This window comes from Campylobacter jejuni, from assembly GCF_049221745.1.
In the GTDB taxonomy this organism is placed as follows: Bacteria; Campylobacterota; Campylobacteria; order Campylobacterales; family Campylobacteraceae; genus Campylobacter_D; species Campylobacter_D jejuni_E.
Map to the genome: position 1 here is coordinate 18,406 of NZ_JBMJAO010000006.1, position 15,799 is coordinate 34,204.

19 protein-coding genes and 3 pseudogenes are annotated in these 15,799 nt (G+C 30.1%); 14 read left to right on the forward strand and 8 right to left on the reverse strand.

Going from position 1 to position 15,799, the window contains the following annotated elements; all coding sequences use genetic code 11:
• Positions 1–50: 50 nt before the first annotated feature.
• The 6 genes and pseudogenes from ACOTU8_RS05580 to tupB all read right to left on the reverse strand — a co-directional run bounded on the left by ACOTU8_RS05580 (position 51) and on the right by tupB (position 5,478).
• Positions 51–500, reverse strand: coding sequence for a Dps family protein (locus ACOTU8_RS05580; protein ID WP_422342127.1), 450 nt, complete (start codon positions 498–500; stop codon positions 51–53).
• Between the two features lie 126 nt (positions 501–626).
• Positions 627–1,847 carry a glucose-6-phosphate isomerase gene (pgi, locus tag ACOTU8_RS05585; protein WP_422342128.1) on the reverse strand — a complete coding sequence of 407 codons (1,221 nt, stop codon included), beginning with the start codon at positions 1,845–1,847 and terminating at the stop codon, positions 627–629.
• A complete protein-coding gene (gene galU, locus ACOTU8_RS05590; protein ID WP_422342129.1) occupies positions 1,841–2,665 on the reverse strand; it encodes a UTP--glucose-1-phosphate uridylyltransferase GalU in 825 nt (274 codons plus the stop codon). The genes pgi and galU overlap by 7 nt, the downstream gene beginning before the upstream one ends.
• Before the next feature lie 81 nt (positions 2,666–2,746).
• Positions 2,747–3,657, reverse strand: a pseudogene (locus ACOTU8_RS05595) (acetyl-coenzyme A synthetase N-terminal domain-containing protein).
• Positions 3,658–3,794: 137 nt separating this feature from the next.
• Complete coding sequence (gene tupC, locus ACOTU8_RS05600) at positions 3,795–4,790, reverse strand: tungstate ABC transporter ATP-binding protein TupC (RefSeq protein ID WP_422342130.1); 996 nt, start codon at positions 4,788–4,790, stop codon at positions 3,795–3,797.
• Between the two features lies 1 nt (position 4,791).
• Positions 4,792–5,478, reverse strand: coding sequence for a tungstate ABC transporter permease TupB (gene tupB / locus ACOTU8_RS05605; protein ID WP_422342131.1), 687 nt, complete (start codon positions 5,476–5,478; stop codon positions 4,792–4,794).
• A gap of 77 nt (positions 5,479–5,555) precedes the next feature.
• Here tupB and tupA point away from each other — a divergent pair, with 77 nt between their 5' ends.
• The 4 genes and pseudogenes from tupA to ACOTU8_RS05625 all read left to right on the forward strand — a co-directional run.
• The gene (gene tupA / locus ACOTU8_RS05610; protein ID WP_422342132.1) at positions 5,556–6,365 is read left to right on the forward strand and encodes a tungstate ABC transporter substrate-binding protein TupA; all 810 of its coding nucleotides are present in this window, start codon (positions 5,556–5,558) and stop codon (positions 6,363–6,365) included.
• A gap of 140 nt (positions 6,366–6,505) precedes the next feature.
• A pseudogene (locus ACOTU8_RS05615) lies at positions 6,506–7,271 on the forward strand (LamB/YcsF family protein).
• 9 nt (positions 7,272–7,280) lie between these two features.
• Complete coding sequence (pxpB, locus tag ACOTU8_RS05620; protein WP_422342133.1) at positions 7,281–8,021, forward strand: 5-oxoprolinase subunit PxpB; 741 nt, start codon at positions 7,281–7,283, stop codon at positions 8,019–8,021.
• A pseudogene (locus ACOTU8_RS05625) lies at positions 8,002–8,481 on the forward strand (allophanate hydrolase); the annotation flags it as partial. The gene pxpB and the pseudogene ACOTU8_RS05625, both read left to right, overlap by 20 nt.
• Positions 8,482–8,574: 93 nt before the next feature.
• Here ACOTU8_RS05625 and ACOTU8_RS05630 read toward each other — a convergent pair.
• Positions 8,575–9,273, reverse strand: a complete 699-nt coding sequence (locus tag ACOTU8_RS05630; RefSeq protein ID WP_002917944.1) for a hypothetical protein — start codon at positions 9,271–9,273, stop codon at positions 8,575–8,577.
• A complete protein-coding gene (locus ACOTU8_RS05635; protein ID WP_002804144.1) occupies positions 9,273–9,947 on the reverse strand; it encodes a LexA family transcriptional regulator in 675 nt (224 codons plus the stop codon). The genes ACOTU8_RS05630 and ACOTU8_RS05635 overlap by 1 nt, the downstream gene beginning before the upstream one ends.
• A gap of 149 nt (positions 9,948–10,096) precedes the next feature.
• Between ACOTU8_RS05635 and ACOTU8_RS05640 the strand changes: the two genes are divergently transcribed.
• The 10 genes from ACOTU8_RS05640 to ACOTU8_RS05685 all read left to right on the forward strand — a co-directional run bounded on the left by ACOTU8_RS05640 (position 10,097) and on the right by ACOTU8_RS05685 (position 15,724).
• On the forward strand, positions 10,097–10,297 hold the full coding sequence (locus tag ACOTU8_RS05640) for a hypothetical protein (RefSeq protein ID WP_002793921.1): 201 nt from the start codon (positions 10,097–10,099) through the stop codon (positions 10,295–10,297).
• Positions 10,294–12,369, forward strand: a complete 2,076-nt coding sequence (locus ACOTU8_RS05645) for a DDE-type integrase/transposase/recombinase (RefSeq protein WP_002917947.1) — start codon at positions 10,294–10,296, stop codon at positions 12,367–12,369. Before ACOTU8_RS05640 ends, ACOTU8_RS05645 begins: the two co-directional genes overlap by 4 nt.
• Positions 12,370–12,539: 170 nt before the next feature.
• Complete coding sequence (locus ACOTU8_RS05650) at positions 12,540–13,463, forward strand: AAA family ATPase (protein WP_002806833.1); 924 nt, start codon at positions 12,540–12,542, stop codon at positions 13,461–13,463.
• A gap of 2 nt (positions 13,464–13,465) precedes the next feature.
• Positions 13,466–13,657: a sigma factor-like helix-turn-helix DNA-binding protein gene (locus tag ACOTU8_RS05655; RefSeq protein WP_002795448.1), complete on the forward strand. Its 192-nt coding sequence runs from the start codon at positions 13,466–13,468 to the stop codon at positions 13,655–13,657.
• Positions 13,654–13,839: a hypothetical protein gene (locus ACOTU8_RS05660; RefSeq protein ID WP_002824157.1), complete on the forward strand. Its 186-nt coding sequence runs from the start codon at positions 13,654–13,656 to the stop codon at positions 13,837–13,839. The genes ACOTU8_RS05655 and ACOTU8_RS05660 overlap by 4 nt, the downstream gene beginning before the upstream one ends.
• A gap of 56 nt (positions 13,840–13,895) precedes the next feature.
• The gene (locus ACOTU8_RS05665; protein WP_002791419.1) at positions 13,896–14,237 is read left to right on the forward strand and encodes a DUF4406 domain-containing protein; all 342 of its coding nucleotides are present in this window, start codon (positions 13,896–13,898) and stop codon (positions 14,235–14,237) included.
• A 106-nt stretch (positions 14,238–14,343) separates the two neighbouring features.
• Entirely contained in the window at positions 14,344–14,829 is a 486-nt protein-coding gene (locus ACOTU8_RS05670; RefSeq protein WP_002806832.1) for a host-nuclease inhibitor Gam family protein, read from the forward strand.
• Positions 14,826–15,005, forward strand: a complete 180-nt coding sequence (locus ACOTU8_RS05675) for a hypothetical protein (RefSeq protein WP_002791416.1) — start codon at positions 14,826–14,828, stop codon at positions 15,003–15,005. Before ACOTU8_RS05670 ends, ACOTU8_RS05675 begins: the two co-directional genes overlap by 4 nt.
• 63 nt (positions 15,006–15,068) lie before the next feature.
• Complete coding sequence (locus ACOTU8_RS05680; protein ID WP_002791414.1) at positions 15,069–15,341, forward strand: hypothetical protein; 273 nt, start codon at positions 15,069–15,071, stop codon at positions 15,339–15,341.
• The gene (locus ACOTU8_RS05685; protein ID WP_002791413.1) at positions 15,338–15,724 is read left to right on the forward strand and encodes a YopX family protein; all 387 of its coding nucleotides are present in this window, start codon (positions 15,338–15,340) and stop codon (positions 15,722–15,724) included. Before ACOTU8_RS05680 ends, ACOTU8_RS05685 begins: the two co-directional genes overlap by 4 nt.
• The last annotated feature ends 75 nt before the right edge of the window (positions 15,725–15,799 follow it).

Here is a 15,799-nt window from a genome sequence, read left to right on the forward strand (position 1 = left end):
AAAGGATATTATAACCTAGTTTGTATAATTGGGGCATAAAGCCCCTTAAATTACATTTTGCAAGCACCTTGTAAAGTAGCACCTATCATCCAAAGATTTTTTTCATATTTTGCGATATTTTCTTGCGCAAAAGCAGCTGTTGTGGTATCACTTTCTTTTTCTGCTGCTTCATTGAGTTTTTTAAATTCCGCTAAAAGATATTCATAATCTTGTTTGATCAATTCTATGACTTCAAGTGGAGTAAAGCAATCTTTTGCAACTTTTGGACTTTTTGCATTTTCCATTAAAACTTTTTGGCAAGTGATGGCTTTTTCGCCAAGTTGTAAAACTCTTTCAGCACAACTATCAAAAAGTTCCGCCATTTCTTCATAAGCTTTTTCTGTATATTCGTGTATAGAAAAAAATTGCAAACCTTTTACATTCCAGTGATAATTATGAAATTTAACCCATAGATGATGAGCATCTGCTTGCATTTGTAATAATTGTTTTGTAACTGACATGATTGACTCCTTTTTTTAATTTTTAAAATTATAACATAAAATTCTTAAATAATAATTATTATTAATTAAAAATTTTTATTATAATTTTAACTTAAAATCATTATACTCTTTTTTAATGAATTTTGATTAAGAATTTAATATATTTTTTAAAATCAATTTTCCAACTTCCACACCAGGTTGATCATAAGTGTTAATCCCTAGCATAACACCGCAAGTTGAAGTAAAAAGTTCATAATAATACATCAAATATCCCGCATGCCAAGCGTCAAGTTTTTCAAGTTCTATCACATCAACACTCAAATTTTCAGCGATTAAAGCGTGCATAGTTGCATCACATTGAGCGTTTAAAAGTTCGTGAAGATTGACTTTATTACTTAAAGAATCTAAAAATTTAAAATGAATATCAGGGATAATGGGTGCTTTTTGAGTATCTTTGATTTTTAAAAAAGTTACAGTTTTATTTTTAGGTCCATCCATGATGAGTTGTAAAAAACTATGCTGATCTCTTGCACCAATGAGTGCAATAGGAGTTAAACCTATGCGTTTATAGCCTTGCTTTTTACCTAAACTTTCAGCAATAAGCTGGATATACCATTCATTAAAGCCTTTAAAAGTATCACTATAAGAAAAAAGAACATTGATATTAGCATTTTTATGTGTGCAATAATGATAGGCTTTTTGTAAAATTTCATCTTTTTTGTGAGTAAAAAAATCTTCAAAACAAGCTTTAGCTCCTTCTAAAAGAGCTTTGGCATTATAGCCACAAAAACAAAGTGGAACTATACCCACGGCTGAAAGTATACTAAAACGACCTCCTACATTTGCAGGGATAAAAAAGCATTTAATACCTAAATTTTCACCTTCTTGATGAAGTTTTGAATCCTTATCAGTAATAAAAACAAAGTATTTTTTTAATTCTTGCATATCAAGTTTAAAATGTTCAATAAGAAGTTTAAAAAGTGATACAACTTCTATAGTGCTACCTGTTTTACTGATGATTAAAAACAAACTTTCTTCAAGCTTGATTTTTTCTAAAGTCTTATTAAAAGAATGTGAACTTGTGTTATCGAGTATAAAAAGTTCTCTTTGGTTGCTTTTTTCATTAAATAGCATATCACGTAAAGCTTTTACACCACAACTTGAGCCACCCATTCCTATTAAAACAATATTTTTTATATATTCTTTATCTTCGATAAAAGTCAAACTTTCATCGATTAAAGCTAAACTTGTATCAATAAGATGATAATACCCTATATCCCCACTTTTTACCTCATCATTGATACGATTTGCATAGGATCTTATAGTGTGAATTTCACTTTGTTTAAAAAAAAGTGTATTGCTTAACATTTATTTTTCTCATAAAAATAATTTGTCGCTTCTACAAAACCTTCTACACTTCCACAATCAAAGCGTTTTCCTTGAAATTTATAAGCTAAAACCATACCATTGGTTGCTTGAGTTAAAAGTGCATCTGTAAGTTGAATTTCACTATTTTTTCCTACCTTGGTGTTTTCTAAAATTCCAAAAATATCAGGAGTTAAAATATATCTTCCTATGATAGCAAGATTACTTGGAGCTTCATCAGGACTTGGTTTTTCTATCATGGAATTAACCATAATAAGATTATCTTCTACAAAATTTCCAGAAATCACTCCATAGTTTGAAACTTGCTCTTTTGGTACTTCCATCACAGCTATGATGGTACAGCGATATTTTTCATAAATTTTTACCATTTGTGCCATAACGTTTAAGCCTTCTTCATTAACACACAAATCATCAGCCAAAATTACACCAAAAGCTTCATCACCCACTAAAGGTCTACCTTTTAAAACCGCATCGCCTAAGCCTTTCATTTGATTTTGCCTTGTAAAAGTAAAGGTGCAACGATCGATCAAAGAACGAATTTCATCGAGTAAATATTCTTTCTTTGTACCTGAAATTTGATGTTCAAGTTCATAAGAAATATCAAAATAATCCTCCAAAGCTCTTTTTCCACGCCCTGTTACAAAGCCCATATTTTCCATTCCTGCTTCTAAAGCTTCATCAACACCATAGTGAATTAAGGGCTTAGTTAAAATGGGTAACATTTCCTTAGGTAAGGTTTTTGTTGCAGGTAAAAATCTTGTCCCATAACCTGCCGCAGGGAAAATACAAGTTTGAAGCATAAAAATTTCCTTTTATTTTTTTATCATTATAGCTTATTTTTATGAATTTTCATGCAATAAGGCAAAGTTCTTTTTGCCTTGTTATTCAAACTCTGCCTTAGCTAATTTAACAATGGTTTCTACTACTCCAGAATCTTCAAGTGTTGAAATATCCTGTTTAATTTCTTCGCCTCTTGCTATAGTTCTTAAAATTCTTCTCATTATTTTACCACTTCTAGTTTTTGGTAAACCTGGAGTATAAAGAATTTTTTCTATTTTAACTATAGGTCCTATTTCTACTCTTAAAATGTCATTAAGTTCTTTTAAAGTTTCTATAGCTCCGCCAAGATCACAACTGGATGCAGGACTTAAAACCACAAAAGTAAACAGTGACTCGCCCTTAATCGTATCCAAAATACTCACTACAGCTGATTCTGCTACACTTGGATGCTTTGCAATAGCATTTTCTATCTCAGCTGTTCCTATACGATGTCCTGCAATATTAACCACATCATCAGTTCTTCCTGTGATGGTAATATAACCATTTTTATCATAAAAAGCACCATCACTATAGCTGTTTCTGGAATCATAGGCATATAAATTACAACCCTATCGCCTTTTTTTACTCCAAATTTTTTAAGCAAATTAGCTGCCTTGCAAGTTTCATGCAATAATCTTCTATAAGTATAAACTTCATAATCTCCCATTTCACCTTCAAAAATTAAAGCAGCTTTATTGCGTCTTGTTTTTATATGACGATCAAGACATTGATAGCTTACATTTAAAGTTCCATCTTCAAACCATTTATAAAATGGAGCTTTATCCTCATTTAGCACTCTTGAAAAAGGCGAAAACCACTCGATCTTCTCAAGTGCTTGTCTTTTCCAAAAACCTTCAAAATCTTCCTTGGCTTCATCGCATAAATCATAGTATTCACATAAGTTTTTTATACGAGCATTACGAGAAAATTCTTTACTCGGCTTAAAAAGCTCTTGATTATTTTGATTAAGCATAAAAACTCCTTTATGGTTATTTTTAAACATTATATAAGAGTTTATTTGTATTAAATACAAATTTAAAAAATAATTAAGATAAATTTTATAAAAAATGGGAATATTTGTAATATTTTATTTAAAATTTATAATGTATGTTAATTTAAGAAACATATTGCATCTTCATAAAAATAAAGACTGAGTTCTTCGTATAATTTTAAATCGAATTTTAAAAATTCTTGTTTTTCCAAGGCAAATTCTAAAATTTTATCCATACAACTTACCCTTATAAAAACATCACTTTTCCTACTTCTAAGTGCTATAATATAACATTTTTTTAAAATAAATTCATAATTATTTTTTGGGATATTTTTAGAATTAAAAAAAGAAATTTTATACGGATCAATAGCAATTTTACTTGGAGGTTTTTTAAAATCTTTATATTTTTTACAATTACTAAAATCTATAAAATTACCAAATTTCACACCTTGATTTTCTAGTTCAAAAACATTAGTATTTTCAAATTCTAAAATTTCTCCACTGTGTAAATAAAGTTTTTTTTGCGCTAAAGAATCTAAAAAATATTTATCGTGGCTTGCGATTAAAAAACCTGTATTGAAATTTTTGTGCATTTTAAGAATAGCTTTTTTAAATAAAAGTGTAGTATTTTTATCTAAAAAAGCACTTGGTTCATCAAGTAAATAATACTTCGCTCTTACGCTTAAAGCTATAGCAAAAGCTATTTTTTGACTTTGTCCTGATGAAAGTTCATTAGGATATTTACTTAAAAGACTTTCATCTAAATTTAGACACATTAAACTTTCTTTTATGCGCTCTTCGATATCTTCTTTAATCTCATAAGTTTTTAAAGTAAATAAAAAATTTGCCCTTACGCTACGATTTAACAAAATAGGTTCTGGAAAAAGCAAATAAATTTCACGCTTTTGTTTATTGTTAAGTTTAAAATTTCCAAAATAAGAAATATTTTTTGAAAAATCTCCTTCTAAAAATTTTAATATTCTTAAAAATGTAGATTTTCCACTTCCATTAGCCCCCATTAAAATGCTAATTTTACTTGTATCAAGTTTTAAATTTTTGATTTTTAAAACTTCTTTGTTTTGATAGTTGAAAAAAAGATTAGAAATTTCTATCATTTTATGTTCTTTTGAGTTTGTGTGTGATGAAATTTAAACAAAAAGCAATAAGAATTAAAACTAAAGCTAAAGCTATACCTCTAGCAAATTCACCTTTGTTGGTTTCAAGTGAAATAGCTGTGGTTATGGTTCTAGTATCGTATTTGATATTTCCACCTACTATCATCGCTACTCCTACTTCTGCCACAATGCGTCCATAAGCTAGTGCAATAACACTAATCAAAGCAAAGCGTAATTCATAAATCATCATTAAAACAAGTTTTAAAGGACTTAGATGAAAAGATTTTATAAGTAAAAAATGTTTTTTATTCATATTTTCTATCAAATTTGAAAAAAGTGCGATCACTATAGGAAGCGCTAAAACAAATTGCCCTAAAATTAAAGCCTTTATAGTAAAAAGTAGCCCAAATTCTCCTAAAGGTCCTCGACTTGAAATCAGTGCATAAAGTATAAGTCCTACTGCAACTGTTGGAAAAGAAAGGCTAGTATCTATGATAAGTTTTATAAAGCGTTTGAATTTAAAATCAAAAAAACCTAAGATAAATCCTAAAGGAAAACCTATGAGCAAGGCTAAAACTATAGAAATGCTTGAGCTTAAAAGTGTAGTTTTTATAGCTGAAATTACGCTTTCATCAGCATTGAAAAGTAAAAATAAAGCTTGTTTAAAACCATCAAAAATATAATCCAAAAATATCCTTTTAAAATAAGTAATTTTAGCATAATTATGTTAAAATATTTTTTTATGTAAATTTATAGGGAGAAAAAATGAAAAAAATCATTTCTTTGGCTCTTGCTTTAGCTTTAAGTGCAAGTGCAGCAGAACTTAAAATGGCAACCACAACAAGCACTGACAATACAGGACTTTTAGATGCCCTAAAGCCTCTTTATGAAAAAGAAAGTGGCAATACCTTAAAATGGGTTGCGGTAGGAACAGGTGCAGCTTTAAAAATGGGTGAAGATTGCAACGCTGATGTTCTTTTTGTGCATTCTCCAAAGGCTGAAAAAGAATTTATGAAAAAAGGTTTTGGTGTAGATAGAACCCCTGTGATGTATAATGATTTTATCATCATCGCAGATAAATCAATAGCTTCTAAATTTAAAGGTAAAAATTTAAAAGAAAGCTTAGAACTTATCAAAAATGAAAAACTCACTTTCATCTCAAGAGGCGATAAATCAGGCACTGATAATAAAGAAAAAAGCCTTTGGAAAGATCTTGGAGGTGTGCCTGAAAAACAAAGCTGGTATCAGCAAAGCGGACAAGGTATGCTAGCAAGTATCAAAATCGCTGAAGAAAAAAAAGGTGTGATTTTAACTGATCGTGGTACTTATATCAAATATGAAGCCAATGAAAAAGGTAAGCCAAATTTAGTAATTGTAAATGAAGGCGATGATAGTCTTAAAAATTTCTATTCTGTTATAGCGACAAATCCTAAGCATTGTAAAAATGTAAATTATACAGAAGCTAACAAATTTATCAAATGGATAACAAGTGATAAGACTTTAAATTTCATCGCTGATTTTAAACTTCTTAATAAACCTTTATTTGTGATTGATGCAAAAACGAGAAAAGACTAAAAATTAAGCAGGTTTTAACCTGCTTAAAATATTATTTTTACTTATTGTAACTTTTTTATTTATTTTTCAAAACTTTTAGCTTATTTAAAATTCTTCTTTAGATATAATAAAATCAATAATTAAATATACAAGGTCAAATAATGTTCAAAGTGGATTTAAATAGTGATTTAGGGGAAAGTTTTGGCGCCTATAAAATAGGAATGGATGAAGAAATTTTAAAATTTGTAAGTTCAGTAAATGTCGCTTGTGGCTTTCATGCGGGTGATCCTTGTGTGATGGATAAAACCTTAAATTTAGCCAAGCAAAATGGTGTTTGCATAGGAGCACACCCATCTTATCCTGATCTTTTAGGTTTTGGAAGACGCAATATGCAAATAAGCTTTGAAGAAGCTAAAAACTATGCCTTGTATCAACTAGGAGCTATTTGGCTTTGCCAAGGCAAAAGATATGAAAATACAGCATTTTAAAGCCCATGGTGCACTTTATAATATGGCTGCTATTGATGAAAATTTAGCCTTAGCACTTTGTGAGGCAGTGGCGAGTTTTGATGAAAATATTATTTTTCTAGGGCTTAGTAATTCTGCTATGAATGAAGCAGCTAAGAAAAAAGGCTTAAGATATGCCAATGAAGTTTTTGCAGATCGCGCTTATAATGATGATGGCACTTTGGTTTCAAGAAAATTAGAAGGGGCATTAATACACGATGAAAATTTAGCGATAAAACGCGTGATAAAAATGATAAAAGAAAGCAAAGTTACAAGCATAAATGGCAAAGAAATTGATTTAAAAGCGGATAGTATTTGTGTTCATGGGGATAATGTAAAAGCTTTAGAATTTGTTAAAAAAATCAAAGAAAATTTAGAAAAAGAACAAATTCAAATTTGTGCTTTGGAAAAATTTATATAGGTTTTAACAATGTTTAGTGTGCATTTTAGTGGAAGTAAAGCTTTGCTTTTGCGTTTTAAGCAAGAAATTTCACCTCAAATTAATGCTTATGTTTTAAGTACAGAACAAAGGATACAAAAAGCCCTAAAAGAAGGTGAAATTTATGGTATTGATGAATTAGTAAGTGCTTATGCAAGCTTGCTTATATATTTTAATCCTTGCGTACTTTCTTTAAATTCTTTGCTTGATTTTTTGGAAAAAATTAAAAAAGATATTAAACTTACAGAGCAAAACTCAAGTCTTTGTATAGAAGTTCCACTTTGTTATGATGAAGAATTTGGACTAGATTTAGAATTTGTGTGCAAACACAATCAAATTTCAAAAAAAGAGCTTATATCTCTTCACACTAAGCCTTATTATCTTGTTTTTATGCTAGGTTTTATGGCAGGTTTTCCTTATCTTGGAGGTTTGGACGAAAGGCTTTTTACCCCACGCCTTTCAAGCCCTAGAGCAAAAATAGAAGCTGGAAGTGTAGGCATAGCCGATAAACAAACAGGAGTTTATCCCATATCAAGCCCAGGGGGTTGGCAAATCATTGCTAGAACACCTTTGGAATTTTTTGATAAAGAAGATGAAAAAAATCCTACTCTTTTAAAAGCGGGTATGTTTTTAAAATTTAAAGCCATTTCAAAAGATGAATTTTTCGAGATCCAAGAACAAGTTGCTAAAAAAGTCTATCAAAAGGAAATTTATGAGTATAAAAATTATTGAAGCATCTATAAATTCGAGTTTGCAAGACCTTGGTAGAAAAAAATTTGCTAAATTTGGCATAGCAAGAAGTGGAGCTATGGATGAAGATGCCTTAAGAATAGCAAATATCTTGCTTGGAAATAAACAAGATGAAGCAGGAATTGAGCTTTGTTTAAAAGGTGGAAAATATAAATTTTTAGATGAGAATTATTTTGTTTTAAGTGGGGCTGAATTTGAGGCAAAGCTTAATAATCAAAAAATCAAAACTTGCAAGGTATATAAAGCAAATAAAGGTGATATTTTAGAACTTGGTTTAGCAAAAATAGGTTTTCGTGGATATTTATGCGTAGCAGGTGGCTTTGAAGTAAAAAGTTTTTTAAACTCTAAATCCAGTGATGCTAAAATGGGAGTTGGAGTTTTTGAAGGAAGAGCTTTGCAAAAAGATGATATTTTAGAAACTCATGATACTTTTATACCTTTTGTCGGCGGAAAAATAAAATGTAACCATAGAAAAATAAAATGATACTTTTTGGTTGCATTTTATTTTTCTACAAACCTTAAACTTAAAATGTAATTATTGTATTTCTTTTACTTTATTTTTCCAAAAATTAACAAATTTCTCATCGATTTTAGGATTTATTTCAGCTTCTTTTATTAAATCATTTATATAATCAATTCTTTTTTGCTTGGATTTAATGGTTTTTAACTTTTGAGCTTCTTCATAATACTTAATGCATTGATTTTCAAAAAGATTTACATCATAATTATCTTCCAAAAGCTGAATTATATCTATAATTAAGCCATAGGCTTTAGGATATCCTTTCTGTATTTTTTGTTCTATTTCTAATGCAAGTTTTCTTCTGCTTTCTGCAATATCTTTATTTTTTGATTTTAAAGCTATATTAACGCTTTCTTCTGCAATTTGAATAAATCTTATTGCTTCTGCATATTCATCTTGATTATTTAAAAGCAAATTGTGCAAAAATTTTCCTTGCTCATTTATAGAAAGTTTTTTATATTGTTCATATAATTCTCGATAGGGTCTTTCTAATCTTTCGATCATTTCTTCTGTAATAATAGCTTTACCATAATGAATTTTTGCTGCTTCTATTAAAGAAATTTCATAATATTTAGATATTACTTCTATCTCTTTTAAATCTTGTTTAGTAAGAGCACCATCTGCTATTTTTTTTAATTTCAATTCCGTTTTAAAACCAGAATAAATAAATAAAGCAATTATTATAATTAATATTGCAATAATAAAATATAGCATCATTCATATTTTATAATAGCATTTTCAAAAGTTTTAATTGAAATTGCTTTACAAACAACGCCTATAATTTCAGCACAGCTAATTTGATCTATATTAACAACAATGTCCTTATAAAAAGAATTCATAGAGCTCAATACAATTTCATTTACAAAAGGTTGCTTGAGGAGCTTTTTGCAGTAAATTTCACCATCAAGATTAATAACCACGATATCTCCATTTTTTACAAGCTCGAGTTTATTTTTACTAACATCAACAGCTATAACATCTCCATTATGAATAAAAGGCTCCATACTATCCCCTATAACTTTAATAATATCAAGCCTTGTTAAAGGCGGCAATCCCAATGCCTCGCAAGCAAATTTTTTGCTTATTACTATTTCCGTATATTCCAATTTGCTATTTATTGCACCATATCCAGCAGCGGCAGCAACATCCGTATAGTATCTTAATTGCAAATTGTCATCATTAATTCGCATTTTGCCAAAAAAGATGCTGTCAAGCGATATATTTTGTTCTTTTGATATTTTCAATAATAACTCATAAGGGATGGTATTTCTAGTTCTCCAAGTACTTAATGTATTGGGTTTTATCTCATAAATTCCACAAAATTCCTTGTCGTCGGTAATATTTAAAATAGCATAAACTCTATTCAAAATGTCTGTTGTTTTATACATTATGAACCTTTTTTATTAAAAAATTCACAAAATGCGATAAAATAACTTGACTTAATTCGCATTTTGTCTTATAATTTGAAAAATTATTTACAAATTGTATCTTAAAAAATATCAATTTGAAATAAAAATTACAAATTAAAGGAGATATTTTGTTAAAACAATACTTTGAAGATAATGGTATCAATCTTAAAAAATTTGCTCAAAAACATAATCTTCACTATATGAGTTTATTTCGTGTAGTTAATGGACTTTATTCTGAAAAATACAAAGCAAAAACTAACACAAAAGCTGTTTATGAGAAGCTTTTTGAGCTTAAAATCATTGATGAAATGCCTAGGGCTTGTTCATGAGTTACTTCTTAGAAACCAAAGAAGCCGCACAAACTTTTAATGTAAGCACAGGAGCTTTGAGGCTTGCAGTAAGTAGAAACTCAAATAAATATGAGTGGTTAAAAGTGGATAACGAAAAAGGTGGACGCGGTGGTAAAAAACTACTATTTAAAATCAGTAAAGATGAGCTTTTAACCGCCTTTAATAAGCAATTAATCAGTAAAAATACTTTAATTTATGATGAAAAAATGCAAAAAGTTAAATTGAGTGAAATTATTACTACCGATAATTTAAAAACTGCAAATAATAGTTTAAAAACCAGTAATTTAAATTTAACAGAGTCAAAAATGAATGATGATTTGGCTGTTTTAAATTTAAAATTTGAAAATTTAAGCGATGAGATTAAAAACAATGCTAGAGAAAAGCTTAAGGCTTTAAAGCAAGTAGAAAAATATATTGAAGGTGGTTTAAAACAAAAAAGAGCTTTAGAGATATGTGGTATTTCTAAAATAGAAATTTTTAGAATTCGCAAAGCATATAAAGAAAATGGCATTCTAGGTCTTATCGACACTCGCGGACTTCACCGCAAAGATAAAACTAAACTTAGCACTTGGATGCAAGAATACGCTTTAAGAGAATATCGCACCTTTGCAGCAGGTGGATTTAATTTCACTGAACTTTGGTGGCAAATCCATAAAGAAGCAGCCACTAAAGAAAATTATGATTTTATAGGTTTTGATTTAGGAGAGGTAAAACCGCTTTTTAGTGTAAAAACCTTACAAAATTTCATTAAAAACTACTATAAAGATAAACCATTAGAACATTGTATTATCACTCAAGGCTTAGATCGTGCAAAATCTAAGTTTCTCCCTGCACAAGGAAATCAAAGAGAGCTATATGACATGAAAAACATGTGTTGGCAAATCGATAGTTCCCCAGCTGATGTTATAGTAAGAGATGATGAAACCTTGGAGCCTTTCCGCCCTCATATCTTAAGTGTCGTTGATGTCTTTAGCGGTATGGGAGTAGCTACTTTGGTAGGAAAATCAAACTCTTTAAGCCTAACTAGACTTTTATGGAAAGCCATAGATAAGTTTGGTAAGCCTGATATGATTAAAGGGGATAATGGAAAAGATTATCTTTCTAAAGATTTTCAAAGCTTGCTTGATGGGCTTAATATTACCTATGATGCAGCTATTGCTTATGCAGGAGAACAAAAAGCTTTAGTTGAAAGACGCTTTGGGACACTTCAACATGCAGGAATTTCTAAAATGCATGGACATATTGGAAATAGCTTAGCTAAAAGAGAAATGATAGAGCAAAAAACTCCTAAGAAAGAAAGAAAAGCTAAAGATGAATACGGCTTTGCTAAAAAAACTAATCAAAAACTCCTTCACACCTTCAGCGAAGCTTGTGAGCTTTTGGAAGCTGAAGTGATCAAGTGGAACATGAGCAAAGTTCGCCGCAAAAAAGGCGTTAAAACTCCACTTGAACTTTGGAACTCGTGCGATAGAGCTATTGTAAAAATATCTTATGAAGAATTTTTGTTTAATGCTGGGAATAAAGAACTTAGGGTCGTGGGCAAAAAAGGCATTAACTTTGAAAGTAGAGTTTATAAAAGTGCTTTAATGCCAAGTGTTGGCACAAGGGTTAAATGTGTGCAAAATATCGATAATATTAAAGAACTTTTCATTTATGATTTAAGCGGAAACTTTCTTTGTCTAGCACTTGATGAAAGTATCGCTAAACTTAGTAAAGAAAGCTATAAAATGCTTAAAAAAGGTTATGAAAGTGAAGTTAAAGCGATTAAAGAAGTGCTTAAAAAAGATGAGATTGCCGCCTTTACTAAACTTAATATTAAACAAGACTTACAAGATTTACAAAGTGCTTTTGAAAACTCACTCGTAGAAGCTAAAGAGGTGCATCAAAAATCCCTTGCAAAAGAAACTTTAAAAACTCAAAGAGAATTAGAAGAGATTAAAAATAATGCTAATGCAGATGAGCTTATTTTAAATGCTAAAAAAGAAATAAATAACGATGAAAGCGAGTTTGACATGGAAGCTTTTGTCGAAAAGAAATATTTTGCTGGTTAAAAATTGTTTAAAGCTTGATTAATTCAAGTTTTAAAGAGTTTTTATAAAGCTCTAAAACAAAGATGCCCCCACTTCAGTGGGACGGGGGCTTTAGGTGGATGCAAGGAGCAAAGCTCCTGCTCACAAAGCGGAATTTACTTCCGCTGTGAAGTTAAGAGAAAGGATAAAAAATGCAATTAGTAGAACTTACTAAAAAGTTTTTAAGCACCCAAAACATCTCTCAAAACAATCTCTCCGATCGTTTAGGGATTAATAAAAGCTATATGGTGGGCTATATGAAAGAAGGAAGTAGCTATAAATACGCTTCAAAAGTAGAGCCTTTACTTGAAAAATACATTAAAAGCTTTGTGGAAGAAAAAAGCGTGAAAGAGCTTCAAACACCTTTTATTGCCACTAAAGATGCAAAGGCGATTAATGTAACCATTGAAAGTGCCATGAGCAATAGAGAAATGGGAGTAATCATTGGCGAAGCGGGGACTGGAAAAAGCAGAGCCATTAAAGAATATGCCGCTAAAAATGGAACAAGAGTGGTGCTTTTTGAAGCAACAACTGAGACAAGCAAAAGAATGCTTTTGGTGGGGCTTGAAAATAAACTCAATGTGTGTTTTAAAGGTTCTTTGGATGATAAGATTAGAGGCATTGCTAGCGAGTTAGCAAGAACTTCAAAGGTTTTAATTATAGATGAGAGTGAGCATTTGCCGTTTCGTGCTTTGGAGTGCTTAAGACGCATATATGATTTTTCAAATACTGCTTTAATCTTAGTAGGTACTAGAAAACTTAAAAACAATCTTACAGGCATTGGAAGAAATGATTACAACGAGTACGGACAACTAAGCTCTAGAATTGGTGCAAAATGGGAATTAAAAGGACTTTGCTACCAAAACAAAGAAGGTTTAAAAGATGAAGACTTAAAAACACTTTGTAATCATTTTGATGTGGAGGAGAAAAAGGCTATTGATTTAGTTTTTAACCTCGCTCGTGGCAACTTTAGAAAAAGTGAGAAGCTTTTAAAAAGAGCTTGTGAATTTGCAGATGGAAAAGCGGTTGAGCTTAAACACATAGAAGCTGCCGCATCATTTTTAATGCTGGGCTAAAAATGAGTTTTGAAGAGATAGCTAAAGAACTTAATCTTAGCGTGACACGCGTTCATCAAATCTATACTGAAGCTCTTAGAAAGTTAAAGAGTCCTAAAAATAAAGACAAGTGGATGGCTATCTTTGAAACGATTGACTTAATCAAAAAAGAAAAAGCAAAGAAAGAAAACTTAATACAAGGAGAGAAAAAATGATACCAATGATTAAAGGTGAGAAAGCTGATTATAGTGCTTCGCTTTTTGAGATAAAGGGTGTAAGCATTATTTATAAAGAAAGTGGAGTGTTTGTAGATGTTTTAAAAGGAATTTATCCTGATTATATTGCAAAAAAAATCATTCGTTTTCATTTGGGTAAAAAGCTTAACAAAAGTGCTTAAATTAAAGCACTTTGATTAAGTTTTTTAAAACTTAAATTTATTAGAAAGGATTAACAATGGCATTAGTTTATGTAGCCTCTCCTTACAAAGCTTTAGTAGTAAGAGAAAGTCAAAGAAAAGCACAAGCTATTAGCATAGCTCAGCAAGAATGCTTAAAAATTATGCGTGAATGTGAAGGTTTTGTGCCTGTTTCACCCATACTACAATTTAGTTATTTGGATGAAAACAAGCACAGAGACAAAGCTTTACAAATGGGATTAGAGCTTTTAAAAGCGTGTGATTATATTTATCTTAGCAAACACAAAGATGCAAAATATTCACAAGGTATGCAAGAAGAATTAGCACTTGCTAAAAAGCTTGGCATTAAAGAGCTAGTTTTGGAGTTGCCCTTACAATAAGGGCTTAAGGATAATCAAGAAAAAAACTAAACACGCAGTGCTTTTAAGATATGGCGTAATTCTTTGGGATTATCAAATTAATAAATTTAATTTAAAAGGAGAATAGATGCAAATAAATAATTTAGAAGATGTTAACTTAGCACTTAAAAAAGTGGCAGAACTTAGCGTAAAAATAGAAAAGATTAATGGCGAGGTGACTTTAGCTTGTAATGAGATTAAAGAAGCTCGTGCAGGAGAGATTAAGGTTTTAAGTGATGAACTTAAATATATAGAGCAGTGCATTACAACCTTTTGTGAAAATAATAAACACGAGTTTGCAGAAAAAAGAAGCAAAGAATTTACCTTTGGCAAGATTGGCTATCGCTTAAGTAAAAGTGTATCTTTACCACGTGTGAAAGAAAAACTAGAAAACTTAATCAAAGCTTTAAAAAGCTATGGACTTAATGATTGCATTACTTATAAAGAAGAACTTAATAAAGATGCTATTGCAGAGCTTGAAGATAGCACCTTAGTAAAGCTAGGACTTAAAAGAGTTGTAAAAGATAATTTTAGAATAGAGCCAAAGATTGAAAGCTTGGAGATTGAAAAATGAGAGAGCTTTCCTTAGCGACTTTTAAACTTTTAAATAGTGTTTTTAAAACAAAAACAGCTCATTTTAATGGCTTTTTAGAACTTGATTTTAAAAATAAGCCTAAGCTAAAAAAGCAAAGCTTTAAAAGAAAAAAGAAAATGACTTCAAAGCAAAAAATTAGACTTAAAAGAATTTAACAAGTCCGCTAAGGCGGATTTGATTAAGTTTTTAAAACTTAATTTAAAACAAAAGGATAAAAAATGTATGTCAATGTAAGCATAGATGCGAGTGATTTAGAAGATATAGATGCTCATGATTTGGCTGAACTTTTTGAAGATTTAAGCACAAAAGAGCAAGAGGAATTCTTTGGAATTATCCATAAGGATATCAAGCCATTAGAAAGAATAAGAGCTATTCTTTCTAATTTGTCTAATGATGAAGCACTTAAACTTTTAAAAGAACTTAATAATGAGTTTAAAAGCGATGAGGAATGGCAAAAAACTATAAAAAGTATAAATGGAGGTAACAAATGAAACTACAAGATTTTGATTTTAGAGTTTGGGATAAGCATCACAAGGGTTGTGGTAATAAGGATTGCAAATGCCAAACAAAATATGTTTATGGTGAAGAAGCCAAAACAAGGTTATCTGAGTTTAAAGAGGATTGTGAAATAGAGCTTTTTACAGGGCTTTATGACAAGAAAGGTAAAAAAGTATACGAGAATGATATTGTTAAAGTTAAAAGTCTATACGATTACTTTTTAGCAAAAATCAGCATTCACAAAGAAGGGACTTTTTATTTTGAAGGAAAAAATGGAGATTACATAGGCTCTTTAATTTATTTAGTTGAAGATGAAGGATATACTATTGAAACTATCGGCAATATCCACGAGAATCCTGAACTTTTGAAATGTTAAAAAATATTAAAAATTTTAACATAAAAATGAAATATGTTAAAAAAGCCAAAAAATTTAACAAAGTCCATTGATTTA

Bases quoted from the DNA above. Each gene is read 5' to 3' on its own strand.
- ACOTU8_RS05580 (WP_422342127.1), bottom strand. From the start codon at position 500: ATGTCAGTTACAAAACAATTATTACAAATGCAAGCAGATGCTCATCAT.
- pgi (WP_422342128.1), bottom strand. From the start codon at position 1,847: ATGTTAAGCAATACACTTTTTTTTAAACAAAGTGAAATTCACACTATA.
- galU (WP_422342129.1), bottom strand. From the start codon at position 2,665: ATGCTTCAAACTTGTATTTTCCCTGCGGCAGGTTATGGGACAAGATTT.
- tupC (WP_422342130.1), bottom strand. From the start codon at position 4,790: ATGATAGAAATTTCTAATCTTTTTTTCAACTATCAAAACAAAGAAGTT.
- tupA (WP_422342132.1), top strand. From the start codon at position 5,556: ATGAAAAAAATCATTTCTTTGGCTCTTGCTTTAGCTTTAAGTGCAAGT.
- pxpB (WP_422342133.1), top strand. From the start codon at position 7,281: ATGTTTAGTGTGCATTTTAGTGGAAGTAAAGCTTTGCTTTTGCGTTTT.
- ACOTU8_RS05630 (WP_002917944.1), bottom strand. From the start codon at position 9,273: ATGCTATATTTTATTATTGCAATATTAATTATAATAATTGCTTTATTT.
- ACOTU8_RS05635 (WP_002804144.1), bottom strand. From the start codon at position 9,947: ATGTATAAAACAACAGACATTTTGAATAGAGTTTATGCTATTTTAAAT.
- ACOTU8_RS05645 (WP_002917947.1), top strand. From the start codon at position 10,294: ATGAGTTACTTCTTAGAAACCAAAGAAGCCGCACAAACTTTTAATGTA.
- ACOTU8_RS05650 (WP_002806833.1), top strand. From the start codon at position 12,540: ATGCAATTAGTAGAACTTACTAAAAAGTTTTTAAGCACCCAAAACATC.
- ACOTU8_RS05655 (WP_002795448.1), top strand. From the start codon at position 13,466: ATGAGTTTTGAAGAGATAGCTAAAGAACTTAATCTTAGCGTGACACGC.
- ACOTU8_RS05660 (WP_002824157.1), top strand. From the start codon at position 13,654: ATGATACCAATGATTAAAGGTGAGAAAGCTGATTATAGTGCTTCGCTT.
- ACOTU8_RS05665 (WP_002791419.1), top strand. From the start codon at position 13,896: ATGGCATTAGTTTATGTAGCCTCTCCTTACAAAGCTTTAGTAGTAAGA.
- ACOTU8_RS05670 (WP_002806832.1), top strand. From the start codon at position 14,344: ATGCAAATAAATAATTTAGAAGATGTTAACTTAGCACTTAAAAAAGTG.
- ACOTU8_RS05675 (WP_002791416.1), top strand. From the start codon at position 14,826: ATGAGAGAGCTTTCCTTAGCGACTTTTAAACTTTTAAATAGTGTTTTT.
- ACOTU8_RS05680 (WP_002791414.1), top strand. From the start codon at position 15,069: ATGTATGTCAATGTAAGCATAGATGCGAGTGATTTAGAAGATATAGAT.
- ACOTU8_RS05685 (WP_002791413.1), top strand. From the start codon at position 15,338: ATGAAACTACAAGATTTTGATTTTAGAGTTTGGGATAAGCATCACAAG.